The sequence below is a fragment of the Chryseobacterium sp. genome (assembly GCF_022869225.1).
Classification (GTDB): domain Bacteria; phylum Bacteroidota; class Bacteroidia; order Flavobacteriales; family Weeksellaceae; genus Chryseobacterium.
The window spans coordinates 899,534-924,590 of sequence record NZ_JALIHL010000001.1; the positions used below are offsets into that span (position 1 = coordinate 899,534).

A 25,057-nucleotide genomic window follows, 5' to 3' on the forward strand; every position below is an offset into this window, starting at 1 on the left:
CTGAAAAACAATACTTTAAAACGTATTAATTTCGTTTAAAACAAATGATGTACTGTAAAAAACAAGTGATTTTTTTAAAAGAAATAAAAAAATTAATCACAATATAATATTAACAGAATTTTAACAACCATTAAAAATTCCTTTTCCCTACACGTAATTTGAAAAAACAACAAAAAAAATTCAGAGTTTTAGAATTTTCAGTTAAAAAAATGCCAAAATCAATCTTTGTAAATTATTACTAAAATCAATAAAAACGTACAAAATCAACAAAAATAAACTCCAAAACACCTTAAAAAAACAAAGCATTCCAAAAAATGAAATGCTTTGTTTAATTTATTTAGAGAAAAACTAATTCTGATACGTATAATATCTAGCCCCGATAAGAACAGCATTCTCAGCTTCTACCGCTCTAAGACCAAATCCTTTATAAGATTGATTGACAGATTTTTCCAGCTGTTTCCTGTGTAGTTTTTCATAGGTAGCAAAATCAATGGAGGTTCTGTTATTAAGATTTTCAAATAACTTCCAATGTGCTACGACCTTTTTCCAGTTTTCAGAAATCCTGCCTGCAAATACTTTTGATTTTGAACCACTTCCATAACCGAAGAAACCGATCTCTGCTCCTGACAGTTCTTCATTTTCATTAAAGGAAGCCTGCAGGGCAGAAAGGAAAGCCATAAAGATAGAAGCGGTATACATATTCCCTATTTCTGAAGAAGCCCGCTGTGTTTTCTCTATGGTACTGCTGATCAAATTCAGATAGTTTTCAGATTTTGCAACCGCTTTCTGCTCATCGGGCCCCGTATGGGGAAGCCCATTCTCAAGGCTGTAGATTTCAGTAAATATTCTTTTTCCATGAAAGGCATACGGAAGATGGAAGACGATATATTTCCAATTTTCATACGGTTTTTCTCTGCCCGTCACTTCTTTATAATGCTGATACGCTTCTCTTATTCTGTCCTGGTAACACTGATTGGAGTATTGGCCGTCAAAAACGGGCTCATCCGTGAAGATTTCAATCGTATCAGGATAAACCTCAGGAGCATTATTTAAATCTCCTTTCTTATATTGCCTTCTCGGCTTAAAAAAGTCAAAAACACTTTCAGACGCCACTCCCCATTGGTTTTCAATCTCTAGAAGATCCGGTTTTGAAGAAATAAGTAAGGCAACCGCTCCACCACCCTGGGTATATTCTCCTGATGATGCTAATTCGTATTTGGCATAATCACTGGCAATCACTACCGCTTTTTTGTCCGGATTTACCCTTACAAAATCAAGTGCATTATGCAGTGCATCTACTCCTCCTACACAGGCAAAAGTCATATCTACAATATCACAGTTTTTAAAGCATCTTTCCCCGAATTCCTCTTCTACCACTTTTTCCACCATCTGAACCGCATAAGAAGCGGTAGGCTTCGCTGCATCCAATGCACTTTCTGTTCCCAGATATACTCTTGCTATTTCTTTCGGATGGATATGATAGTCTTTAATTAATCTCAGAAGTGCCTCTGCTGCAAAGGTTGCTGCATCTTCATGAACATCGGGAAGCCCCATTTTATATAGTCCTAAGCCTTTTTCCAGTTTTGCCGGTTCTATTCCTCTTTTTTCAGCTAACTCCTTAATCTCCAAATACAATCCGGGCACATAATAGCTAGCAGCCTCAATTCCAAAAGTCATTTTTATTCTAATTTTTATACGAATTTAGAAAATGTAGCCTGAATAACCTTTCAATATCCAACTTTTTTTAAGGTTCTGTTGATAACTTCTCCTGGATGCGCTGAATAGCAAAAAAAACAGCAGTATCATTTTTTACTGCTGCTTATCTGTATTGATACTCCAATCGGTCTGAAATTACTTATAATTTTCAATGGCCTTATTCAAAGCATCGATCTGTTTATTAATGCTTGCTGCATTTTGTGGGTTTTGCTTCAGCAGATCCATTTTTTTGCTCAATCCGTCTTTCAGCATCTGGACAATCATCATTTTAGCTTGCGGATTATCTCCCATCTGATTTTTTGCATAGCCAAGCATTTTTGTAATACTTTCAACTGCCTTTAGGTTATCAGTGCTCATGATCCAATTATATCCATCTTCTGCTGTTTTGCCCAGCTCCGGATTCTGGAATTTAACAAATGGATAAAACGCTGCAAGAGGAGCAATATACTCCATTTGAGAGCTTATCTTATTTTTAACAACAACCGGAAGGAAAAGCGCTAACAGCTCATCTGAAGCTCCATCCAGATCAATCTTTCCTGCCAAAGCGTCCGCTCTCGACGGATCGATCGTAAGAACCGCGCTTAGAGCGTTTCCTTTAACGGCATTAGAGACTGCATTGACTCCTTTTTCAAATAAAGGAAGGTATTTCTTATCCTTTGTCTTGGCCAAAGCTCCGATCGCTGCAGCCTGAACCAGTGTTTTAGGATCGTTTGAAGCCAGCTTTTCCACCTCTGCCCCTAATGCTTTCATCTGTTCCGGGCTGGTAAGGTCCATCAGTTCCAATGCCTTAATTCTGACTCTAAAGAACGGATCTTTTAATGCGGCCGCCAATAATTTTGTGGCAGCCGGGCTTTTTCCTACCTGATCTTTAATCCCTGCCAATGCTTTATATCTGCTTTTGAATTCTTTTGAATTCGTAAACTGCAACAGATTCTGCTCCGGTGTTTTAGTCTCTGTAATTTCTGCAAGCAACACTCCATCTGCATTGATATTGATCAGATCAGGTGTTTTGGAAACATCAAAACTGAATGTATTTTTGGCTTCTGCATTGACCCATACGTTATATCGTTTTGGCTTTCCGTTATCATAGACATCAATAGCTAATGGAAATTCAAACATCTGATCCTGAGTCTGGTTGATGGTTACCGCGATCTGTTTTTTTACCGGTTCAAAAGTAGATGAATAGTTAATCTTCGGATTTCCGCTTCCAAAATACCACTGGTTGAAAAACCAGTTCAGGTCTTTCCCTGAAACTTTTTCAAAAGAGAGCCTTAGCTGGTGGGCTTCCGCATTCTGGTATTCATTGGTTTTCAGATAATCATTCATGCCGGCAAAGAAAGCCTCATCACCAAGGTAATTCCTTAGCATATGAAGAATTCCTCCTCCTTTCTGGTAGGTCACCAAATCAAAAACATCTTCACGGGAATCATAATTGAATCTCACCAGGTTTTTCTTAAAATCGGAAGGATTATGGATGTACATGTTCACATCCGTCATTTGATGGTAGTCTGCCTGGTCTTTTCCATACTTGTATTCATTCCAAAGATATTCTGAATAATTGGCAAAAGATTCGTTTACTGTAAGATTGCTCCAGCTTTCTGCGGTAACAAGATCTCCAAACCAGTGGTGGAAAAGCTCGTGGGCAATGGTATCTTCCCATTTATTTTCATCAATCAGCTGTCCTGGCTTTTGAAGAATATCACTTCCATGTAGTGTTGCTGTTGTATTTTCCATGGCACCGCTCACATAATTTCTTCCTGAGATCTGTGCATATTTTGCCCATGGATAGTCATAATTCATTTTTTTGGAGAAAAAATCGATCATTTCCGGGGTATTGCCATAGATCTGTTTTGCGTACGGTTCATATTCTTTTTCGATATAATAATCTACCGGAATATTTTTCCATTTGTCTTTCACAATAGCATATCCTCCTACTCCCATAAAGAAAAGATAGGTAGCATGCCTCTTATCCATCACCCAGTGATCTGTTCTGAGGCCGTTTGATTCTTTCTGTGAATCTTTCAGGATCCCATTGGAGAGTGTTACATATTGATCAGGAACGGTCATATAAATTTCCTGCGTGGTCTTTTGATTGGGCTTATCTATTGTTGGAAACCATGCTGAAGAGGATTCGGTTTCTCCCTGTGTCCAGATCTGTGTCGGCATATTGGGTTCTGTGCCCTGCGGATTGATGAAGTAAAGCCCTTTGGCGTCATTGATCGCCATACTTCCTTTTTGTTTCACCTCATTCGGGCGGGCCGTGTATTTGATGTATACGGTATAATCCTGGTTTTTCTGATACGTTTTATCCAGTTTGATCTTTAAGGTTTCATCTTTATATTCATATTGCAAAGGGGATTTTTTCCCGTTATTATCAAGAGCTACCTCGTGGATCAGCATTCCTTTAGCATCCAATATCAACTCATTGGAAGGATAAAAATAAGGCGAAGCTGTAACCCATTCCTCTCCGTTCATCTGTTCTTTCTGATAATCAAACTTCACTTTCAGCTTGGTGTGTTTAAGCTCCGTTACTTTGGTATGAGTGGCTCTGTATACCTTTTCTCTTCCCGAAGTATCAGTTTGTGCCGATACATTGGCAGAAAATAAAATTCCAAGTATTGCAATGGATAAAATGGCCTTTTTCATTCGTCTATTTTATTTAGAATTATTTTTTTATGATGATCTCAAAAATATCATTGACCAGGGTTTCATAATCCCCTGTTTTCAGTTGTTCTTTTGTTTTGGCAAAAGCTTTTTTCAACTCACTTTCAGGATTCTCATCATCAATGAGGTCTACAGAAGCCACCCCTTTCAACTGGAGTAAGGTATTTTTAAGGACTTCTATATCTGCATGGTCTTCGATATTGACTTTTAAATATTTCATTTTATTGTTTCTTAAAGATTAAATGTTCAGCTCCCTGAGAAAAATCCATGCTTTGTTTTTCAGCATTGAATTTCAATTTAATTCCGGCTGCCTGAAACTTAAATTCATTTTCAGAAACAGCCTCCAGTGGAAAAGCATCCTGGCCGTCTGCCTGTCCTTTCAGTTTTCCGTCCTCTATAAAAATTTTTATGGCTAATGGGAAGCTGCTGGTTTTGTACAGCCCTTCATAGTGTTTCAGGATATCTACCGCCACCGAAATTTTCTTAAAGTCCGGCATAGTAAAATCCTTTCCCAATGCCGTCTCTATCATTTTAATAGAGATTTCGTTATTATCATAATCTGACTGATTGGTGATACTGCTGACAGCCACTTTCAGACCGGGGAAATAATACAATACAGACCTGAACTGGTCTATCCCTCCATTATGCCCATACCCCGAATGTTCTCCAAACGGAACTTTTACAATGCCGTATCCATAATTGTCGATAAAGCCCTTCATTTGTACAAGGCTGTTTTTACTGACAAGTTTCCCACTCTCCAAGGCAGTGATAAATTTCAGAAGTTCCGTTGGCGTGGAAATAAGATTTCCGGCTCCCATAGGGACACTCATATCTGTTTCCTGCCAAGGCTGGCAGCTTCCGTTGGAATACTGGTAAGAAAGTGCCTGGTTCCGGGCGGGATCAATTTTCCCTCCCACTTTGGTGAGTGCCAGCTGTAATGGGCCGGCAATTTTTTGCTGAATAAGATCAGCATAGCTTTTATGATAGATCTTTTCTAAAATGAAGCTAAGCAGAATATAGTTTGAATTGCTGTATTCATATCGTATTCCCGGTACAAAATCACTTTTATATTGCTGGATAATGGCAACCAGTGAATTTTCAGTTTGAGGAGTTGTATTATACGTCCAGTATTCTTTTTCATTCGTAAGGTTATGAATACCGCTTCTGTGCTGCAGGAGATTTTCAATCGTTATGGTACTGGCCTTTTCTATCTGTGGATAAAACTGAGACAGCTTGCTATTGAGTGAAAGTTTTTTTTCTTCAACGGCTTTCATGATCAAAACAGCAGTGAACATCTTGGAAACAGACCCTATGCGATATTGGGTATTCATATTGGCTTTCTGCTGTTTTGCTGCATCTGCAAATCCGGTAACTTTCAAAAAAGAAGGATTTTTACCGTCTGTAAAAGCAAAGCTTCCCATTACATTGTGATGTACATATAGGGAGTCCAGGTAATCCCCCAGCTTTTCTCTTACCCTATTTTGAGAGAAAGCAGTGGTTGAAATGCTTACAGCTAAAAGAAAACAAACCTTCCTGATCATATAAAGAATTTAAAGATAAGTTGAAAAAACCAGCTGAAAGTTACAAAAAAAGTGAAGTCTGCGCTTCACTTTTACAGGGATCTCTACTGAGATGTTTTTTTTATATGGCTACGGGAGCTTTGATTCCGGGATGCGGATCATAATTTTCTAATATAAAATCTTCAAAACTGAAATCGAAAATGTCTTTGATTTCCGGATTCAGCTTCATTGTGGGAAGCGGTCTTGGCTCTCTTGAAAGCTGCTTATGTACCTGTTCAAAATGATTGTTATAAATATGAACATCTCCAAAACTGTGAACATAATCTCCTACTTCCAGATCACAAACCTGCGCTACCATCATTAATAACAGGGCATAGCTTGCAATATTGAACGGCACTCCAAGGAAAACATCCGCGCTTCTCTGATAAAGCTGCAAGGAAAGTTTACCGTCTGCTACATAAAACTGGAACAATGCATGGCAGGGAGCTAAGGCCATGGTAGGAATTTCGGCTACATTCCAGGCAGACACAATCAGTCTTCTGGAATCCGGGTTTTTCTTAATCTGATCAATTACTTCTGTGATCTGGTCCACAATTTTACCATCTGCGCCATTCCAGCTTCTCCATTGGGCTCCGTATACCGGTCCCAAATCACCATTTTCATCTGCCCATTCGTCCCAGATGCTCACTCCATGATCGTTAAGGTATTTAATATTGGTATCTCCTTTCAGAAACCAGAGCAGTTCGTAAATAATTGATTTCAAATGCACCTTTTTAGTAGTCACCAAAGGAAAACCTTTAGACAGATCAAATCTCAGCTGATACCCGAATACGCTTCTCGTCCCGGTACCGGTTCTATCGGTTTTATCGGTTCCGTTATCTAAAATATGTTGTAAAAGATCTAGGTAGTTTTGCATTTTGAAAGGAATTTTATGGTTCAAATTTACTAAAAAAGGATCAAAAAAAGTATTGAAATATGGACCCGGGATCATTTACAATATCAATACACTGATCATATTACTGTTACCGTTAATGGATTTCAGCTGCCCATATTTATCTTTATCAATAAATTTATCATTCCAATAATCAAGTGCTACCGGTCCGAACTTTATGATTTTCTGATATTTGCTTTGATCGATAATGTCTTTTATTCCATAGTCGATAGAAATATCCCCAATTGATTTCAGCTTTCCCATCCTGCTGTTATCAATAACATCATCAGGCCAGTAATCCACCGTACAACTTCCGATTTTCTTTACTTTACCGAATTTTTCTTTGTTAAAAAACGAGTCGTCCCAATATTCTATGGTTATGTCTCCGATATTTTTCAGTTTACCGTATTTTGCACTGTTTTTGTTCACATCATCCCAGTAATCTATTTTGACATCGCCAATACGCTTAACCTTTCCATATTTATACGGATCAAAGTACGGATCATCATAATAGGCAATATCTCCATTCAGGTCAGGAGCGTGAAAATCTTTGATTTCCCCATGGGAATCCACCGTAATAATAAAACCGTCAACGGTAAGATTTACAGATTCCAGATCATATGATTTTCCCGAAACATTCGCCCGGATCTGGCCATTCATCAATAGGCCGGCCAGTACAAAAGCAAAGAGAAGTAGATTTTTAAATTTCATCATAAAGCCAAAGATGAGATTACCAGATATTTTCAATATCCTGATTCATGGTATTTATGCTAAATGTCTCTCCCGTTTTCCTGCCAAACATAGCCTTTACCAGAGGGGATTCTGCAGAAACCGTCATGATTTTCTGATCCTCAAAAACAATTTCACCCATAGAAACTCCAATATAGAACAGGCCTTTATTTGTTTTTACCAAAGCTCCGTTCTGAACTTTTTCTGAGGGATCGGAGGTTATTTTCTGTAAAACATTCTGCTGATTCAAGGCTTCATTGAGCTGTCTCTGCAGATGATTGATTTCTTGCTGAAGCATTTCCCTGCCGGTTTCATATTTATCACCCATCGAGCTTTTCGTATCATTATTCGAAGCCCGGGTTTCCGCAATAAGATTTTCAAAATACTGAATCTTATCCGAGATTTTTATCTTAACGAGGTCTAATATTTCCTGTTTGTTCATTGTTAATATTGGAATTGTAATGGAATGAGCCATCCCTTCATACTCTTTTCGGAAAAGGAATAGCGGTTGTCCTAAAAAAATGTAAGCCGTAAGTTTATAAATTCATCCGACAATCGAATGGTTTTACTATTCATTTTTCAAAAACAGCATAGTCTGAAACTTTGAAATCGAAATGTTTTCCGTCATTAAAATCTCTTTTGGTCTTATCAAAGACATTTCTGAAATTACCAGCCAAATGCTCATCTTCAATCGTAAAGCTGACCGGCTGTTTAGACATATTCAAAACGACCAGCACTTCGTTATTTCCATTTTTTCTTACATACGCCAGGATCTTGTCATTAGCGGTTGTATTCAAAAGATAGGTGGTAACATTTGAATCTCCGCCTCTTAACGCAGGATTGGAGGCTTTTAAATCCAGTAATGTTTTGTAAAAGTCTGCTACCTGGTAAGTATTGGTCCATTTAATAGGATCTTTCTCAAAAAATTCCAGCCGTTTCATATTCGGAAGCTCCTGGCCTGAGTATACTAACGGAACACCATTCCATGTTGCAGAAAATATGGCCATAGGTTTTGCAATAACTCCATATTTTTCATATTCTGTCCCATTCCATGAGTTTTCATCGTGGTTAGCTGTAAACCATGCCCTCATTGAGCGATCCCCTATATTGGAATATTGAACCAGCAGATCTTTTAATTCCTGAAGAGGTTCATTTTTTTTATAATAATCAGCTGATTTATGCATCCATTTCCAGGAATAGCTGGCGTCAAAAACCTTTCCATATTCCGGGCTTTCCAATTCGTCAAATTCTCCAAGCCAGAAAAGAGGTTTTATTTTTTCCACTTCGGGGCGTGCCTGTTCCCAGAAATCGACTTCTACCCATGAAGCAAGGTCACATCTGAAACCGTCAATACCGGTTTCTCTCACCCAAAACTTCATCGCATCGATCATCGCCTGGCGCATTTCCCTGTTTTTGTAGTCCAGTTCAATGATATCATCCATTCCGGAAGCGATGTGAAACTTTCCGTCAGGATCTTTTAAATAAAACTCGGGATGTGTTTTCGTCCATACATGATCCCAGCCCGTATGATTGGCTACCCAATCTATGATCACTTTAAATCCCAGTCTATGGGCTTCATTCACCATATCCTTAAAATCTTCAAGTGTCCCGAATTCCGGATTAACAGAGGTGTAGTCTGCTGCGGCATAGGGACTTCCCAAGCTTCCCTTTTTATTTTGCTGGGCAATGGGGGTAACAGGCATAAACCAAAGGGTTTTCACTCCCATTGATTTCAGGCGGGGCATTTCCCTGGCAAATGCTTTGAAAGTTCCTTCCCGGGTATATTGTCTGATGTTTACTTCATAGATATTAGTGGTTTGTTTCCATTCTTTTGGCAGCTCTGTCATTTTTCGGGTCTTTTTTTGAGTGGTACAGGAAACAATTCCCAGACCAATTAAGGCTAATAAAATTAATTTTTTCATTAATCTATTTTTAACAAAAGTAAGGATTTTAGGAAGGTAAAAGGGTAAAAAAGCGAAATGGAAAAAAGGCAAAAGGGCAAATTTGCTGCAAAAAAAGCCCCGGATCAAAAATCCGGGGCTGTATCGTATATTGCTATATTTTATCTTTCATCGTCATTATCATCTTCATCATCGAAAACATCATCGTTGTAGTCTTCTTCCTCATCATCGTCAAAGTTGTCATCTTCATCAGAGAAGTTTCCACCTGATCCGAAATCATCATCGAAACTAAAATCATCTTCCATTAAAGGCATTGCTGATTTCTTTTTAGATCCTCCCGTACCGCTTTTACTAGGTGCTTTCAAAGGAACGTTCCCGAATCTGTACACTGTAATTGGATAATTGACTCCTTTTGTTTCTTCTATCACTTCTACAAGCTCACAGAAGAACTCCCACAAATCAAGAAGTCCATACTGAAACTGAGCTTTGTCGCCTATGCTTTCAAAAGCCTCATCAATGTATACGTCTGACATGATCTCTCCGTCTCCATCGTCACTCATATCTTCCAATGGAACACTTTTTACTATCGTTCCGTCATTCTCTAACAAATTAAAAGTAGAAAGCTCGTCCCCTTGCAGACTGAACGCACTTTTAATTCCTAAATGTAAGTTCCATAATGACTGTTTTCCCTTAACTTCAATATCACGGAAAATATCCTCTTTCGCATCTAATATTACGCGGATTTTGTAAACCATATCAGTTTCTTAAATTACTTTTTTGCCTTTATAATTATGATAAATCTCTGGTGCAAATATATAATAAATGACATGTGACAAAAAAATATTTCAGGATTTTTTAAAATATTTTTTTTTCTTACATTTTGCCGGAATTATTTGCTTTTTTCAAGCATAAAACTGAATTTTGTGCCTTCGAGATAGACACTTTCTACGGTAATGTTTTCGTTGTGAGCTTCAAGGATATGTTTTACAATAGCAAGCCCAAGTCCTGAACCTCCTTCTCTTCTGCTCCGGCTGGTTTCTACACGGTAGAACCGTTCAAAAATTCTTGGAAGAATTTCAGATTTGATTCCCATTCCGTTATCTATGACTTCTATCAGTACTTTATTTTTTAAAATGCTGGTCTTTACAACCACTTTGGCCTCCTGCCGGTTCGCATAATGAATGGCATTGGAAATAAGATTGATAAAAACCTGGGAAATCTTCTGTTTATCGGCATCTACGAAAATCTGCGGATGCAGGGTCTGGATCTGTAATGTTGTATTCCGTTTTTCTGCCTCAAGATCAAGAAGATCAAAAATTTCTTTGATCAGAAGGTTAACATCAAATTTTGAAACGGTAAGATTGATCTCTCCTGCCTCCAGCCTGTTGATCATATCAAGATCTGTTACAATGGCAATGAGTCTTTCAACGGATTTATCAATTCTTTCGAGATATTTATCCCGAATGGTAAGATTATCGACACCGCCGTCCCTTAATGTTTCCACATATCCCTGGATAGAAAATAGCGGTGTTTTAAGCTCATGAGAAACGTTTCCGATATATTCTTTACGGTAGCTTTCCATTTCCTTCATCATATCGATCTCTGTTACCTGCTGCTGGTTAAGATCTGAAAAACGTTCTCCTAATTCTTTGATGGTAATATTTTCATCATGATCATGAACGATTTCCTGCGGAAGGATCTGAGAAAGCCCTCTAACCTGCTTCCGTCCATAATAATTAAAAAGAAGCTCCAATACAACAAAATTGATAATGAAGATCAGTATAACACAGATGAGAAGCCCGATCTTGAATAAAGGGGTTTCATAATAAATATCCTTCAGCGAATCGAAAACGACCACTAAAAAAAGCATCACCAGTGTCAGCAGACAAGAAGCAACGAAGGTAAGTCTGTAAAATTTCAATTTTACAAAGTTTTAGTTAGTGAATGTAAAGTTAGGATTTTTAAGTGATTAAACGATCAGTTTATATCCAATTCCTTTTAAGGTCTGAATGGTATTGATTCCCAATTTTTCTCTCAGTCTTCGGATATGGACATCAATAGTCCGCTCTCCTACGATGACGTCATTCCCCCAAACTTTTTCAAGGATTTCTTCTCTTTTGAAAACCTTCTCAGTATTGGAAGCCAAAAGATAAAGCAGATCAAATTCTTTCTTAGGAAGCAGAAACTGCTGTCCGCTTTTTGAAACTCTGAAATTATCTTTATCGATTACCAGATCTCCTATCTCTATCAGTTTTGCGTTGTCTGAAACCTGAGAAGTCAGTTGTAATAATGCGTTTACTTTGGAGATAAGAATTTTCGGTTTGATCAGTTTGACAACATAATCATTAGCTCCTGCTTGAAAACCGGCCAGCTGTGAAAACTCTTCACTTCTTGCGGAAAGGAAAACGATAAGTGTTTTTTGAAGTTCTTTCACTTTACGAAGTTCCTGACAAGTTTCAATGCCGTCTTTTTCAGGCATCATCACATCCAGTAAAATAAGGTCCGGAATGATTTCCTTTGCTTTTTCTATACCTTCATTACCATTAGTAGCTGTATAGATGTCGTAACCTTCTTTTTCCAAATTGTAAGACAGTATCTCTAAAATGTCCAGTTCGTCGTCTATTAAAAGAATTTTTTTGCTCATCTTCTAGTTTAAGAATTCCCACAAAATTAATTATTTTCATTGATTTTATCTATCCTCCCAATGTTAACTAATTATTAAAAAACAAATGATCTATCTTAAATTCAACAATCAACAATAAAACAGGTAAATAAATACATACTAAACAAATATATAAAATAATATTTATAAATAAAATAAAAAAATCAAATAAAAAAACGACGAGCAGCAAGTAAGAACCTCTTTGTGTTATTAATACAAACTTCATAATTAATTAAAACTCTCCTAAACGTTTCCTAAAAACTTAGCCTTTATTTTGCCACTGAAAAAGAAGTAAAATGAAAAAACAACTCCACAAGAGCATTATGCTACTTGCCTTGTTTTCTGCTGGCTTTGCCTATGCACAAAGTCAGATTTTAGAAGGCAGGGTACTGGACGAGAAAGACAACACTCCTATTGAAGGTGTAAAGGTAAAGGTAAATGACCAGGAGGTCGTAACCGATATTTCCGGATATTACTCAATCAACCTGTCACCTGGAACCAATTATATTGTAACGGTAACTTCCAACGGATACAACAGAAAAGAGATCAGCGAAGTTATTGTAAAAAATGACGCAAACACCCACCTGGACATTGTTTTAGACAAGCCTTCAGCTAAAGAAAAAGAGATCGAAGGAGTGGTTATAAAATCTAATGCGAGAAAAGAAACAATAGCTTCTACCATCGGATTACAGAGAAATGCTGGTGTCGTTTCACAGGTTATAGGTGTTGAAGCCATTAAAAGAAGTCCAGACAGAAATACGGGAGAAGTTCTGAAAAGAGTATCCGGTGTGAGTTTGTTTGACGGAAAATATATTGTTGTAAGAGGTTTATCAGACCGTTACAATCAGGCGATGTTAAATGGTATTCAGCTTTCCAGTACTGAACCTGACAGAAAGACTTTTTCTTTTGATCTTTTTCCAGCCAACGTTATTGAAACCCTGGTGATTAATAAGACCTTTATTCCTGAATACAGCGGTGAATGGGGCGGAGGATTGATCCAGGTAAACACTAAAGATATTCCCAATAAAGATTTCTTCAATGTACAGGTAGGTGTGGGAGGAAATTCCATTACCATGAATCATGAATTTTTCATGCAGAAAGGCGGAAAATGGGACTTCCTGGGTATTGATGACGGATACAGAAAGATCCCCACGAATATGCCTGCTAAAAATGCCTTCAGCATTCTGAACGAAGCTCAGAAAACTGATATCGGTAAAGGTTTTACAAAAAATTTCGGGTTCAACAGTGTGGGGTATCCTGAAAATGTAAGCTTACAGCTTGATGGAGGATTCAATACCAAGATTTTTGGAAAAGACCTCGGAGTAATCGCAGTTCTTAACTACAGTAATAACAAAAGAAGAACCGAGTCTAAAAACCGTTTCTTTACCATCAACAGCCAGCTTGCTGATACCAACTTTGATTATTATACTGAAAAATACAGCAACGATGTCATCCTGGGAGGTTTATTAAACCTTACTTTAAAGCTTAACAGCAACAACAAAATTTCCCTTAAGAATATCATCACGAATAATACCGTGAACCATATGTCATTCAGGACAGGAAAGGATTTTGAGTTTGACCCTATTAACGGGACCAACATTGTTGCGAGAGAAATAGGGTTTAAACAAACGACCTTCTACAACTCAACGCTTAACGGGACTCATAAAATAGACGCTCTTGGAGGCCTTACCCTAAACTGGTACGGAAGTTTCGGAATTTTGGACCAGTATATTCCATTACTGCAGCGTCTACAATACAACCAGTATACTAATCTTGACGGAAGCCCTTATTTAGCATTAATCTCTAATGGTCTTTCTCAAAAATCAGGAAGTGTATTCTATTCTACTCTGAGTGATTATCTGTATAATGCAGGTGGAGATGCCTCTAAGACTTTTACAATGTTTGGTGAGAAACAAACAATTAAAGGAGGTTATTTATTCCAGGTAAAAGACAGGATCTATAACTCAAGACCATTTTCTGTAAGACTTGAAAGGTACAACCAGGGATTACTTTCCCAACCTTTTGAAACCATTTTTAATGCTGAGAATTTCGGGACAGACGGCAAATTTACATTTGATGAAATCGCCGGAAACCAGTACAGATACATTGCCAATACCATCCTTAACGCAGGATATTTGCAGTTTGACAATAACTTTACGCCATGGTTACGAGCGGTGTGGGGATTAAGAGTTGAAAACTTTGACCAATTGGTAGGAAGCACAAAAAGAAGTGATGACCGTTTTGTCAATACCCGGGTGACCGACTTTTTACCTGCCGTTAATTTAACGTTCAAGGTAAATCCTAAAATGAACGTACGTCTTGCAGGTTCTCAGACGGTGGTAAGACCGGAGTTCAGAGAAGTTTCTCCTTTGGCATATTACGACTTTGATTTGGGGGCTACAGTAATTGGTAACAAATTCATCGAAAGAACGAAGATCACCAATGCAGATCTCCGCTGGGAATATTATCCAAGAAACGGAGAGATCCTTTCCGTAGCAGGTTTCTATAAGAACTTCAAAAACCCAATCGAATTATATTTCAATCAGTCCGGGGTAGGAACAAGTAATACGTTCAATTACCTTAACGCTGATAAGGCTGATGCATATGGTCTGGAGCTTGAATTCAGAAAAAAACTTGATTTTGCAAGTGCTCTTAAAAACTTCACCTTCGGCGGAAACTTCGCTTTCATCAAAAACAAAGTAACGGATGAAGCAACGAAGACCGACCGACCGATGCAGGGACAGTCTCCTTATACCATCAACCTAAGCCTTCAGTATGATGCTGAGAAAACAGGCTGGAGTTCCACCGTACTTTTCAACATGATCGGAAGAAGAATCCTGTATGTAGGTAACGATCAGGTTCCACCCATATGGGAAGCTCCAAGACCGCTTTTAGACTTCCAGATCGCTAAAAAAATCTGGCAGAACAAAGGAGAAATCAAACTCAATGTTTCAGATATCCTTAACCGTCGTGCCAAATTTTATCATGACCTGAACGGAAACAAGAAATATGACAATGCTGACGCTCTTGCCATAGAAAGAGTAACAGGAACCAATATCAGTTTAACACTGGGATACAATTTTTAACACAATCAATATTTAATAAATAATTTAATTCTTTATAACATGAAAAAATTCGTTTTATATTCTTTAATGCTTGGCGCCCTAGCTACAACTACTGCATGTAGAAATATAGAAGAAGACGGGCCAACCATCGTTCAAGGTGGAGGTTCCGGAAACGGAGATACTGAAAACCTTATTCTTTCAGGAAAAATCACATCCAATCTTACGCTTAAAGCTAATAAAATTTATAAGTTAAGAGGATTAGTATATGTAACGAACGGAGCTACCTTAACAATCGAACCGGGAACAAAAATTGTAGGTGAGGCTGATAAAAACGGAGCTTTGATCATCACAAGAGGAAGTAAAATCATGGCAGAAGGTACTGCTGCCAACCCAATCATCTTTACTTCTGAAAAACCAAGTCCAAAAAGAGGTGACTGGGCAGGTCTTGTTATCTTAGGAAATGCTCCTACCAATTCTTCTTTCAACGGTCAACAGGGAGTTGGAGAAATCGAAGGAGGGATCAATAACACGGAAGGACATGGTCTTTACGGAGGAACTAACGCTGCTGACAACAGTGGCGTATTGAAATATGTAAGAATTGAATACGCAGGATATGCCTTCTTACCGGATAAAGAAATCAACGGTATTACATTCGGAGGAGTAGGTAACGGTACTACGGTAGATTACGTAGAAGTTGCGTACGCCAATGATGACAGCTTTGAGTGGTTCGGAGGAACGGTAAACTGTTCTCACCTTATTTCTTATAAAGGGCTGGATGACGATTTCGATACTGATAATGGGTTCTCAGGAAAAATTCAGTTCGGTATTGCCGTAAGAGATTCTCAGGTTGCCGACGTTTCCGGGTCTAACGGATTTGAATCTGATAATGATGCCAACGGTTCTTCTTTAACCCCTCAGTCTTCAGCCATATTCTCAAATATGACGATCATCGGGCCCATCAACTCTTCAAGTACAAGCACGAATGTAGGGTCAATCAACTCATTGTTCCAAAACGCATTACAAATCAGAAGAAATTCATCTATTTCAGTATTCAACTCTGTTTTCACAGGTTTCCCGGTTGGTTTATTCATTGATGCTACCAAAGGAACTCCAACAGACAAGAACCTTACTTCAGGAAGTCTTTCTTTCGAAAATAATATTTTGGCAGGAAATGTAACTCCTTTAAAATTTGGAGCTTCTACTACTACTGTAACAGGGTATACGCTCAGCGATCTTACGACTTTATTTAACAGTAAAGGAAATACGATCCTTGCCTATACAGCTGATGCGAAACTTACCAATGCATGGGCTCCTGCAGGGACTACACCAAACTTCTCGCCAGCTTCCGGCTCTCCATTATTAACAGGAGGTGACTTCACCAATACAAAATTAGGGTCATGGTTCAATAAGGTAACTTACAGAGGTGCCGTAAAAGATAACAGTGATACCTGGTATGCTGGTTGGACTAACTTCAACTTATAATATTAGCAGTTCAATATCATTTCACATTATTAAAAAAGCCTTCGGAATATTCCGAAGGCTTTTTTATGTGAATATAGACTGTAAAAAAACAAATGAATTATTTTCAAACAGAATAAGTATAAAAAGAAGGCCACCGTAAAAACCGGTGGCTCATTCACAAAAAAACAAGTGTATATAAAAAATATATTCTTTTACTTTCGCCAGAACAGATTTCCCTCATTCATAAGGGCTTCTATTGGCGACATTCGGGAGACTGCTTCTGCAGAACATGAAGCATTGGTAAGAATAACGGCTGCTTCATCACCGGCTTTAGGCCACTGCTGCTCTCCTTTTTCATCCAAAGGAAGAATACTTTGAGTGGCAAACTGTAGTGCTCTTGACAGCGCCAGTTCTGTTCCATAGCCATACAGCTCTGCAATAAGATTCGCTTTCTGCAACATATTTCCCGAGCCGAACGTACTCCAGTAATCCTGTACATTATCATTTCCTATCAGCACATTCACTCCGCATTTTTTCAGGGTTGGGATCGGCATTACAGTTCCTTTAAACGGTACAGATGAAGCAATGCCTACTTTACCGTGAGCCAGCTTTTCCGCAATCTGTTCCGTTTCTTTTGGTGAAAGATGGGCTAAAGCAAAAGCATGGCTTACAAATGTTTTCCCTTGAAGCGGTGGATTTTCTACCGCTTTATCGATGAGGTAATTGATCGTTTTCATTCCTGATTCTCCTGCTTCATGAAGGTGGATGTCAATTCCCTTATGGTGATCTAATGCCAGCTGAACTGTAAAATCTATTACTTTTTCAATATTCCCGTCGATACTCAAAGGATCAAGCCCCCCGATAAAACCTACACTTTTCAACTGTGCAGCTTCTTTCATTAAAGGGGCAGAATCTGTGTAGTATACTCCATGTTGCGGAAAAGCAACCAGCTCCGCTTTAAAGGAATCTTTTTTATTTTCAAGAGCCTGCTCCAAATGTTCAAGCGATTTTAATCCTGAAGTGGGATCAATGTTGAAATGCGTTCTGGCAAAATAAGTCCCATAATGCTGCTGGAGGCTGATCAGCTGCTCCGCTCTCTCCACAGAGGTCTTTAGCAGCTCAGGAATAATTTCCTGTTCGTAAGCGATCATATCTTTCACGGTTCTCCTTTTCGGAGAAAGTGCCTGCCACGGAAGTCCGTATAATGTTTTATCCAGATGGATGTGCATATCTCTGAAAGCAGGGAGCATCAGATATCCTTTGGCATCTATCGCACCAGAAGCAGGATCATTTGCTTTTACGGATTTGATCTTTCCGTCTTCAATGTCAATACTGAAAAGGTCTGTTTTTGTTGCGGCTACCTCTTCATTTTCATATTCGAACCCTGTTTCCAGGCGTACATTTTTCAGTGAATATTTTCCTTTTGCAGTTAATTGATATGGAAATTGCATGATTTTAAATTTAACACTACAAAATTACATCTGCTTCTGCTTACAACCGGTGTATCAATTATGTCTTGTGTTGTATCAATTATTCTTTGAACTGGGACGGCGTCATGCCAGTTTGAGCTTTAAAGAATTTGGAAAAACTGGCGTGATCATAAAATCCAAGATCATAGACAATGTCTTTTACAGACATCTCGGAAACCTTTAAAAGACGTTTTGCTTCCAGCAGGATCCGGTCCTGGATAAGAGATGAAGCAGAAGCATTAAGGTTCTTTTTACAGACAATATTCAGATAATTCGCAGAAATATTGAGTTTATCCGCATAAAAAGAAACCGACCTTTCGGTTTTGAAGTGTTCATCTATTAAATGTAAAAACTTGGAAATAATAGGATTTGAATTATAAACTTCAAAGTCCTTAAAAACCCCTTCTACCGATTTGCTGACCAACAAACCGATTAATTCACTCCGCTTTTGGATCAGTTCCCAAACCACTTTTTCTCCGTTAAGTTCTTTTTGGATCGCCTGAAATTCATAGAGGAAAGTTTCAAAAACTTCTTTGGAAAGATGAATTACCGGATGATTCTGATAATAGGAAGCAGAAAACCTTAATGACGGCAGAAAACTTTCAAACCAGTCCCTGCTGATCATGAGCTGATAGCCTATCGTTTCTTTTTCAATGACCCACTGATGAACCTGATCGGGAAAAACAAGGTGGATCTGGTGGTCTTTTATCTGATGCTCTGTAAAATCAATGGTGTGGGAACCTCGTCCGTGCTCGAAAAGATTAATGATAAAAAAATCGTGTTTATGAGGATCATCTATAGAACGTGCCCCGTAAAGTTCATTGAACAGCAGATGGCAGCCCGTCAGCTGATTTTCACTAAACTCCTGAATTCCTAAAATAGGAAAATGATCTGTATGATGCCCCACACTCCCTGAATTTCTCCTAAAATTAATAAAAATTATGGGATGAAATATTAAAATAACCACAAATAGAATACCTTTCTCATCTCTTGTGGTTAACATATCAACTCAATGATAGATCTAATCTTATCAGTTGTTAACATTACTTTGACAAGCTGTTAACCGCAAAGGCGCAACAGATTATTAATATTTTTATGGTTTTAAGGCGCAACGATTTTATCTTCGGAAAATGATTTTTCACCCTTGCCAACCAATTACAGCATAAGGACATCTCACTTTTTAAGATCTCAATATCTGAACGATCTCTGTGAACCCTAAAGATTCGGCATGCTGCAAAGGAGTCTTTCCAGAGTGATCAGGAATACTAATATCAGCTCCGTTATCTTTTAAAATCTGTACAACTTCCTGGTATTTTAAGGTCCCGTCTCCAAGGATCACGGCTTCCATTAAGGCTGTCCATCCTAACCGGTTCACATGATTTACCGGAAACTCTTTTGTCTTGACGAGCACCTTCACAGTCTCCACATGTCCCCGTTCACATGCAGGAATGAGAGCTGTCCCGTTATAGCGGTTGAACAGATCAAAGCGCGCTCCGTTTTCCAGAAATAACCGGACCAATTCTGTCTGCCCACTCGCCCCGGCATATAGAAACGGACTATCCAGCTGGTTATCCTGAAGGTTAACATCAGCTTGATAGGCAACAAGGAGCTTCACCATTTCAGTCTGCTTCTCTAGGGTTGCCATCAGCAATAAAGAACGTCCGTTTTTATCCCGGGTGTTAACATCCGCACCATGGTCCAGAGCAGATTTCACTGCAGCAATATCATTCTTTTTTACAAGGTCTATTATATTTTTCTTCTGCATCCTGTTTTCTTTTGAAGAATTACCGGGTTTTATTTCACAGGCACTCATGCACCCAAACGCTAAAAGAAACAGCAAAACTTTCATAACTTTTCTTTACATTAAAAGACAACATTTCCCTGATGTACCAACGATTCAACATTTGAAATCTTTGATACCGCTTCAGCTGAGCAGCTTGCGTCCAGCAATACAAAATCGGCTTGATTTCCCTGTTTAGGCCACTGTTGAACTCCTTTATCATCTAACGGAAGAATATTACCTGTTGCCAGCTTTAAACTTCTTGACAATAAAAACTCCGTGGAATATCCATACAGCTGGGCCATTACATTGGCTTTCTGAAGAACACTTCCTGTTCCGAAAGTATTCCAGTGATCTACAATACTGTCGTTACCGGTCAATACTGTTACATTATGTTTATACAAGGTTGGGATCGGCATGATCAGCCTTCCGAAAGGAATGGTAGACACTACTCCGATCTGTGCGTCAGCTAATTTTTCAGCAATTTCTTCCTGTTTTGTACTGTCCAGTTTGGCAAGTATAAAACAATGGCTTAGATAAGTTTTTCCTTTTAAAGAAGGATTTTCATTCACTTTCTTAATAAGGTATTCCACTGTTTTCAATCCCGGATCTCCGGTTTCATGAAGGTGGATATCGATTCCTTTTTGATGATCCAAAGCAAGCTGAACGGTAAAATCCATTACTTTTTCAATATCTCCGTCAATATTAAAAGGATCTACCCCGCCAATAAAATCAATATCCATTTTGGCAGCCTCTTTCAGATAAGGGACTGAGTCTGTATAAAATACGCCATGCTGAGGAAAAGCGACCAGCTCTGCACCAAAACTCTTCTTTTTATTATCTAAGGCTTTCTGCAGATTTTTTAAAGACTGAAGCCGGGAAGTCGGTTCAATATTCACATGGCTACGGGCAAATGATGTTCCTTTGGACTGCAGCAATTCAATCATCTTTTCGGCCTTAAAGGTTGAATTTTTCAGCATTTCAGGAAGAATCTTCTGCTCCAGTTCAATCATCCCTTTCACACCGCCTGTTCTTTTTCTTACAGCCTGCCATTGATCTCCGTAAAAGGTTTTATCCAGGTGAATATGCATATCTTTAAACGCAGGAAGCATAAGCAAGCCTTTTGCATCTACTGCTTTTGCATTGGGTTGATTGGGTGCCACCTTTGTGATCTTTCCGTTTTCAACTTCTATATAAAACAGATCGGTTTTTGTTGAGACAACCTCTTCCTCCTGATATTCAAACCCGGTTTCCAGACGAACATTTTTAAGGCTTAGCTTTCCTTTTATCAAAGTATTTTTCTCATCTAAAAACGGGGATGCATTCATAATACCGGGTATTAAAGTGAATCCTGCCATGGCCAGCGCAGAATTTTTTAGAAAATCTTTTCGGGATATACTATTGTCTGAAGTCTTCATTTTCCAATCTATTTCTGACAAAATTAAAAAGAAGTGTCCTGAACGAAGTGTATGGTTTATTACAAAATCTGTATGATTTATGCTTTGTGGATCATTAATGTTTTTGATCTCTACCTTCTGAACCCATTGTAAAAATAAAATTTCTTTCAGATCACACAGATTCCGGAGCCGTTTACATAATAAGACGAGATCACAGATATGAAAAGCTGTGATAAACCCCAAAGCCGGTCATTCCGTAGAAACTGTTGAGGTTCATCCCGAATGGCAAAATTATATTGACTTTTTATCAACCCTCATCCGTAAGGATTTGACATTATACTTTCTATAAAAAAGACCGGATTTAAAATCCGGCCTCATTCTATTTACTTATTAGAATATTCAAATTTTCTTACAGCTTCCAGCGTCATATCAATTTCTTTATCCTTGATCGCATCGCTGATGAAATACGTTTCATAACCACTTGGCGGAAGATAAACTCCGTTTTGAAGCATCTGATGGAAGAAATTATTGAACAGCGGATGATTAGCTTCCTGTGCTTCATCAAAGTTAGACACTCTGTTGGTATGGAAGAAAACAGACATCATAGAACCTTTTCTGTTGATCTTATGGGGAATACTTTTTTCATTTAAAATTTTCCCTATTTCAAAATCTAAGGTTTCTGTTGTTTTACTTAATCTGTTAAAAAATTCCGTATCATTTTTAATGAGCTGAAGGGTTTTTAATCCTGCTCTCATGGCCAGCGGGTTTCCGCTTAATGTTCCGGCCTGGTATACACCGCCTTTTGGTGCCAGATGATCCATAATCTCATTTCTTCCGGCAAAAGCTCCTACCGGAAGCCCTCCTCCGATTACTTTCCCGTAAGTAACCAGGTCCGCTTTTACGTTAAAAAGCTCCTGCGCCCCACCGAACGCTAATCTGAAGCCGGTCATCACCTCATCAAAAATCAATAAAGCTCCGTTCTCATCACAGATTTTTCTTAAATTTTGAAGGAAATTATTTTCAGGCAGCACACATCCCATATTCCCGGCTACCGGTTCAATAATCACAGCAGCAATTTCTCCCTGGTTATGACGGAATAAATCTTCAACCTGTTCAAAATCATTGTACCGTGCTAATAAAGTGTCTTTAGCCGTACCTTCCGTTACTCCCGGTGAATTTGGATTTCCAAATGTGGCAGCACCACTTCCCGCCTTGATCAGGAATGAGTCTGAATGCCCATGGTAGCATCCTTCAAATTTTACGATTTTATCCCTTCCTGTATAGCCTCTTGCCAGTCTGATGGCACTCATACATGCTTCTGTTCCTGAAGAAACCATTCTGATCTGGTCGATATTCGGAACATTTTCAATGATGAATTTGGCAATTTCTGTTTCCAGCTCTGTAGGGGCTCCGAAAGAGAATCCTTTTTCAGCCTGCAACTTCAGCTCTTCCAATACCTCAGGATGGGTATGTCCTAAAATGGCCGGTCCCCAGGAATTAATATAATCGATATAGGTATTGTCATCTGCATCGGTAAGATAAGCTCCTTTGGCCGATTTCATAAAAACCGGAACACCTCCGACTGATTTAAATGCTCTAACCGGGGAGTTGACTCCTCCCGGAATGTATTTGTAGGCTTCATCAAACAAAGCCGAACTTCTTTGATACTTCATATATTCGTTGCTGGTTGACGGTTATCCGTTGGCAGTTAGCAATCAACTGTCAATGATAAACGATCAACAAAAATTAGTTTCTTGGTTTTTTGTCTATTAAATAAATCAATTGTCCGGTAGAAGGCTGCTGGCCGTCATCCATTCTGTTTTTAGCATATAATTTATTTAATTTAATTCCGAATTTCTGAGCGATATCGTGCATATTTTCTCCTGATTCTGCTTTATAGGTTGCTGTATTTCCGGAAGAGTTTTTTGATTCAAGGAAGACGATATCATTTTTCTTTAATACATCGCCCTGCAGTTCATTCCACTTGATCAGCCTGCTTTCACTCACTTTGAATTTGTTCGCAATAAACTGTACATTGGTATCTTCAGGAATGATAATATATTTCAGGCCGTCGTTCGGATGGCTTTTGATAAGGATAGCATTAAGAATCTCAGCTTTTGTTTTAATTCTTTCCACTCTTTTCTGCTGCTGGGCATAAGAGGTCTGTTTGTAAGGAACTTCAACCGTTACCGGTTCTTTAGCTTTTTTCCCTGCTTTTGACGGTTCCAGCTGAGCCATGAAAGTTCTGTCGTCTTTCAGATCCGGATACATTTTAAGAACAGCATACAATACTTCATTTGAGCTGGTATTGTCGTATTCATATAATTTATACTTTTCAATTTTAGTAATCAGAATGGAAGCATAGCGTGGATTGGTTGCATAGCCTGCTTTTTTCAATCCGTAGGCCCACGCTCTGTAATCTTTCATATCCAGTTTGAAAAGATTGGCGTAATATTTTCTGGTTGATAAAAAGACAGAGTGATCTTCGTAAGATTGTCTTGGATCTTCATACACACGGAAGCATTCGTTGGGTGCATCATCTGTGTGCTTCATTGTCTTACCGGTCCAGTCTTCTTTACATTTTATTCCGAAGTGGTTTTTTCCTTCCAGCGCCAGCCTGCTTTGTCCGCCTCCCGTTTCCAGGAGTCCCTGGGCCAGCGTAATAGAAGCCGGAATTTTATATTTTTCCATTTCTTCTACCGCATATTTAGCAAACTTCTGAATGTACTGATCTTCGGTAGCCCAATTCTGGGCAGAAAATTTTGATAAAACTAAAAGGCTTATGGATAAAAAAAGTCTTTTCATGTTTTTCAATTTTACTTATATAATTAAATTTCTATTCTGTTTTTCTAAAAGCAGATTAGCTCCCTCAATACCCTGCAAACCACCTGTATGAAAGCATAAAATCTTACTGTCTTCAGGAAAGTATCCTTCTTCTATCAGTTCAAAAATCTTCTGCATCATCTTTCCTGTATAAACCGGTTCTAAAGGAATGCCATATTTCTCTTTGAAATCATTGATAAAACGGATATTTTCATCATTTATTTTACCATAACCTCCAAAACTTGAATCTATTAGATTGAAATTCCGTTTCAAAGTTAATTCAAATATTCTATTTTCCAATGAAGAGTCATCAACGGCCTTGAATCCTATAACTTTCTGATTTTCTTCACAAAATTTTGAGATTCCGGCAATGGTTCCTCCGGTTCCTACTGCGGTGCAAAGATAGTCAAAATCTTTTGTTTGCTCATTGAGCATCATTTTTACGCCGGCTACAGCCTCTTCATTGGTTCCGCCTTCCGGAACCACCAATCCGTCCGGGAACTCCTGCTGCAGGAATTCTGTGAGTTTTTCTTTATGGCGGTATTCTTCACGGGTGACAAATTTCAGGTTCATTCCATTTCTTTTTGCAAAAAGTAAAGTCGGGTTGTCACGCCATTTATTTTGCAATTCTTCTCCTCTTATCATTCCCAAAGTGGGAATACCGGCCAGATTACCCGCCGCAGAAACCGCAGCGATATGGTTTGAAAATGCGCCGCCAAATGTAATAATATAAGGATTCTCGGGATTCTTCTCCAGATAATGATTGATATTGTAAAACAGTTTCCAGTATTTATTCCCTGAAATCTGGGGATGAACCAGGTCTTCCCGTTTCATGAAAAGTCTCACATTTTTATGGATAGGGATTTCCTGAATAGGAATGGGGTCTGTGGGGAGTTTTAATAACATTCGGCGGTAGACTATTCAAAGTTTATTCTCTGC

20 protein-coding genes are annotated in these 25,057 nt (G+C 38.5%); 2 read left to right on the plus strand and 18 right to left on the minus strand.

The window, feature by feature from the left end:
* Positions 1–348 precede the first annotated feature (348 nt).
* From MUW56_RS04185 to MUW56_RS04235, 11 genes are all read right to left on the minus strand, one after another.
* Positions 349–1,677, minus strand: a complete 1,329-nt coding sequence (locus tag MUW56_RS04185) for a hydroxymethylglutaryl-CoA synthase (protein WP_292012003.1) — start codon at positions 1,675–1,677, stop codon at positions 349–351.
* A 174-nt stretch (positions 1,678–1,851) separates the two neighbouring features.
* The gene (locus MUW56_RS04190; RefSeq protein ID WP_292012004.1) at positions 1,852–4,362 is read right to left on the minus strand and encodes a M1 family metallopeptidase; all 2,511 of its coding nucleotides are present in this window, start codon (positions 4,360–4,362) and stop codon (positions 1,852–1,854) included.
* Between the two features lie 19 nt (positions 4,363–4,381).
* Complete coding sequence (locus MUW56_RS04195; RefSeq protein ID WP_292012005.1) at positions 4,382–4,600, minus strand: hypothetical protein; 219 nt, start codon at positions 4,598–4,600, stop codon at positions 4,382–4,384.
* A gap of 1 nt (position 4,601) precedes the next feature.
* The gene (locus MUW56_RS04200; protein ID WP_292012006.1) at positions 4,602–5,921 is read right to left on the minus strand and encodes a serine hydrolase; all 1,320 of its coding nucleotides are present in this window, start codon (positions 5,919–5,921) and stop codon (positions 4,602–4,604) included.
* 100 nt (positions 5,922–6,021) lie between these two features.
* Positions 6,022–6,816 (minus strand): thymidylate synthase, encoded by a 795-nt coding sequence (locus tag MUW56_RS04205; RefSeq protein ID WP_292012007.1) that lies wholly within the window; start codon positions 6,814–6,816, stop codon positions 6,022–6,024.
* 75 nt (positions 6,817–6,891) lie between these two features.
* Positions 6,892–7,545 carry a hypothetical protein gene (locus MUW56_RS04210; protein ID WP_292012008.1) on the minus strand — a complete coding sequence of 218 codons (654 nt, stop codon included), beginning with the start codon at positions 7,543–7,545 and terminating at the stop codon, positions 6,892–6,894.
* A 16-nt stretch (positions 7,546–7,561) separates the two neighbouring features.
* Positions 7,562–8,002: a hypothetical protein gene (locus tag MUW56_RS04215; protein WP_292012009.1), complete on the minus strand. Its 441-nt coding sequence runs from the start codon at positions 8,000–8,002 to the stop codon at positions 7,562–7,564.
* Between the two features lie 130 nt (positions 8,003–8,132).
* Positions 8,133–9,482: an alpha-amylase family glycosyl hydrolase gene (locus tag MUW56_RS04220; RefSeq protein WP_292012010.1), complete on the minus strand. Its 1,350-nt coding sequence runs from the start codon at positions 9,480–9,482 to the stop codon at positions 8,133–8,135.
* Positions 9,483–9,622: 140 nt separating this feature from the next.
* Positions 9,623–10,216, minus strand: a complete 594-nt coding sequence (locus MUW56_RS04225; RefSeq protein WP_292012011.1) for a hypothetical protein — start codon at positions 10,214–10,216, stop codon at positions 9,623–9,625.
* A 134-nt stretch (positions 10,217–10,350) separates the two neighbouring features.
* Positions 10,351–11,382, minus strand: a complete 1,032-nt coding sequence (locus MUW56_RS04230) for an ATP-binding protein (RefSeq protein WP_292012012.1) — start codon at positions 11,380–11,382, stop codon at positions 10,351–10,353.
* A gap of 48 nt (positions 11,383–11,430) precedes the next feature.
* Complete coding sequence (locus MUW56_RS04235; protein ID WP_292012013.1) at positions 11,431–12,105, minus strand: response regulator transcription factor; 675 nt, start codon at positions 12,103–12,105, stop codon at positions 11,431–11,433.
* 314 nt (positions 12,106–12,419) lie between these two features.
* Here MUW56_RS04235 and MUW56_RS04240 point away from each other — a divergent pair, with 314 nt between their 5' ends.
* The gene (locus tag MUW56_RS04240) at positions 12,420–15,209 is read left to right on the plus strand and encodes a TonB-dependent receptor (RefSeq protein WP_292012014.1); all 2,790 of its coding nucleotides are present in this window, start codon (positions 12,420–12,422) and stop codon (positions 15,207–15,209) included.
* A gap of 39 nt (positions 15,210–15,248) precedes the next feature.
* Positions 15,249–16,670 carry a hypothetical protein gene (locus MUW56_RS04245; protein WP_292012015.1) on the plus strand — a complete coding sequence of 474 codons (1,422 nt, stop codon included), beginning with the start codon at positions 15,249–15,251 and terminating at the stop codon, positions 16,668–16,670.
* 191 nt (positions 16,671–16,861) lie between these two features.
* Here MUW56_RS04245 and MUW56_RS04250 read toward each other — a convergent pair whose 3' ends face one another.
* From MUW56_RS04250 to MUW56_RS04280, 7 genes are all read right to left on the minus strand, one after another.
* On the minus strand, positions 16,862–18,100 hold the full coding sequence (locus tag MUW56_RS04250) for an amidohydrolase (RefSeq protein WP_292012016.1): 1,239 nt from the start codon (positions 18,098–18,100) through the stop codon (positions 16,862–16,864).
* A gap of 79 nt (positions 18,101–18,179) precedes the next feature.
* Positions 18,180–19,025, minus strand: a complete 846-nt coding sequence (locus MUW56_RS04255; RefSeq protein WP_292012017.1) for a helix-turn-helix transcriptional regulator — start codon at positions 19,023–19,025, stop codon at positions 18,180–18,182.
* A 273-nt stretch (positions 19,026–19,298) separates the two neighbouring features.
* Positions 19,299–19,967, minus strand: a complete 669-nt coding sequence (locus MUW56_RS04260; protein WP_292012018.1) for an ankyrin repeat domain-containing protein — start codon at positions 19,965–19,967, stop codon at positions 19,299–19,301.
* 14 nt (positions 19,968–19,981) lie between these two features.
* Positions 19,982–21,316: an amidohydrolase gene (locus tag MUW56_RS04265; RefSeq protein ID WP_292012019.1), complete on the minus strand. Its 1,335-nt coding sequence runs from the start codon at positions 21,314–21,316 to the stop codon at positions 19,982–19,984.
* A 362-nt stretch (positions 21,317–21,678) separates the two neighbouring features.
* Positions 21,679–22,968: a glutamate-1-semialdehyde 2,1-aminomutase gene (gene hemL / locus MUW56_RS04270; protein WP_292012020.1), complete on the minus strand. Its 1,290-nt coding sequence runs from the start codon at positions 22,966–22,968 to the stop codon at positions 21,679–21,681.
* Between the two features lie 73 nt (positions 22,969–23,041).
* The gene (locus tag MUW56_RS04275; RefSeq protein WP_292012021.1) at positions 23,042–24,100 is read right to left on the minus strand and encodes a glucosaminidase domain-containing protein; all 1,059 of its coding nucleotides are present in this window, start codon (positions 24,098–24,100) and stop codon (positions 23,042–23,044) included.
* Positions 24,101–24,115: 15 nt separating this feature from the next.
* Positions 24,116–25,024 (minus strand): 1-aminocyclopropane-1-carboxylate deaminase/D-cysteine desulfhydrase, encoded by a 909-nt coding sequence (locus tag MUW56_RS04280; protein WP_292012022.1) that lies wholly within the window; start codon positions 25,022–25,024, stop codon positions 24,116–24,118.
* Between the last annotated feature and the right edge of the window lie 33 nt (positions 25,025–25,057).

Excerpts from the sequence above, each read along its gene's own strand:
- MUW56_RS04190 (WP_292012004.1), bottom strand. The coding sequence starts at position 4,362 with ATGAAAAAGGCCATTTTATCCATTGCAATACTTGGAATTTTATTTTCT.
- MUW56_RS04235 (WP_292012013.1), bottom strand. The coding sequence starts at position 12,105 with ATGAGCAAAAAAATTCTTTTAATAGACGACGAACTGGACATTTTAGAG.
- MUW56_RS04280 (WP_292012022.1), bottom strand. The coding sequence starts at position 25,024 with ATGTTATTAAAACTCCCCACAGACCCCATTCCTATTCAGGAAATCCCT.
- MUW56_RS04265 (WP_292012019.1), bottom strand. The coding sequence starts at position 21,316 with ATGAAGACTTCAGACAATAGTATATCCCGAAAAGATTTTCTAAAAAAT.
- MUW56_RS04240 (WP_292012014.1), top strand. The coding sequence starts at position 12,420 with ATGAAAAAACAACTCCACAAGAGCATTATGCTACTTGCCTTGTTTTCT.
- MUW56_RS04200 (WP_292012006.1), bottom strand. The coding sequence starts at position 5,921 with ATGATCAGGAAGGTTTGTTTTCTTTTAGCTGTAAGCATTTCAACCACT.
- MUW56_RS04225 (WP_292012011.1), bottom strand. The coding sequence starts at position 10,216 with ATGGTTTACAAAATCCGCGTAATATTAGATGCGAAAGAGGATATTTTC.
- hemL (WP_292012020.1), bottom strand. The coding sequence starts at position 22,968 with ATGAAGTATCAAAGAAGTTCGGCTTTGTTTGATGAAGCCTACAAATAC.
- MUW56_RS04245 (WP_292012015.1), top strand. The coding sequence starts at position 15,249 with ATGAAAAAATTCGTTTTATATTCTTTAATGCTTGGCGCCCTAGCTACA.
- MUW56_RS04260 (WP_292012018.1), bottom strand. The coding sequence starts at position 19,967 with ATGAAAGTTTTGCTGTTTCTTTTAGCGTTTGGGTGCATGAGTGCCTGT.
- MUW56_RS04185 (WP_292012003.1), bottom strand. The coding sequence starts at position 1,677 with ATGACTTTTGGAATTGAGGCTGCTAGCTATTATGTGCCCGGATTGTAT.
- MUW56_RS04250 (WP_292012016.1), bottom strand. The coding sequence starts at position 18,100 with ATGCAATTTCCATATCAATTAACTGCAAAAGGAAAATATTCACTGAAA.
- MUW56_RS04275 (WP_292012021.1), bottom strand. The coding sequence starts at position 24,100 with ATGAAAAGACTTTTTTTATCCATAAGCCTTTTAGTTTTATCAAAATTT.
- MUW56_RS04210 (WP_292012008.1), bottom strand. The coding sequence starts at position 7,545 with ATGATGAAATTTAAAAATCTACTTCTCTTTGCTTTTGTACTGGCCGGC.
- MUW56_RS04220 (WP_292012010.1), bottom strand. The coding sequence starts at position 9,482 with ATGAAAAAATTAATTTTATTAGCCTTAATTGGTCTGGGAATTGTTTCC.
- MUW56_RS04205 (WP_292012007.1), bottom strand. The coding sequence starts at position 6,816 with ATGCAAAACTACCTAGATCTTTTACAACATATTTTAGATAACGGAACC.
- MUW56_RS04195 (WP_292012005.1), bottom strand. The coding sequence starts at position 4,600 with ATGAAATATTTAAAAGTCAATATCGAAGACCATGCAGATATAGAAGTC.
- MUW56_RS04215 (WP_292012009.1), bottom strand. The coding sequence starts at position 8,002 with ATGAACAAACAGGAAATATTAGACCTCGTTAAGATAAAAATCTCGGAT.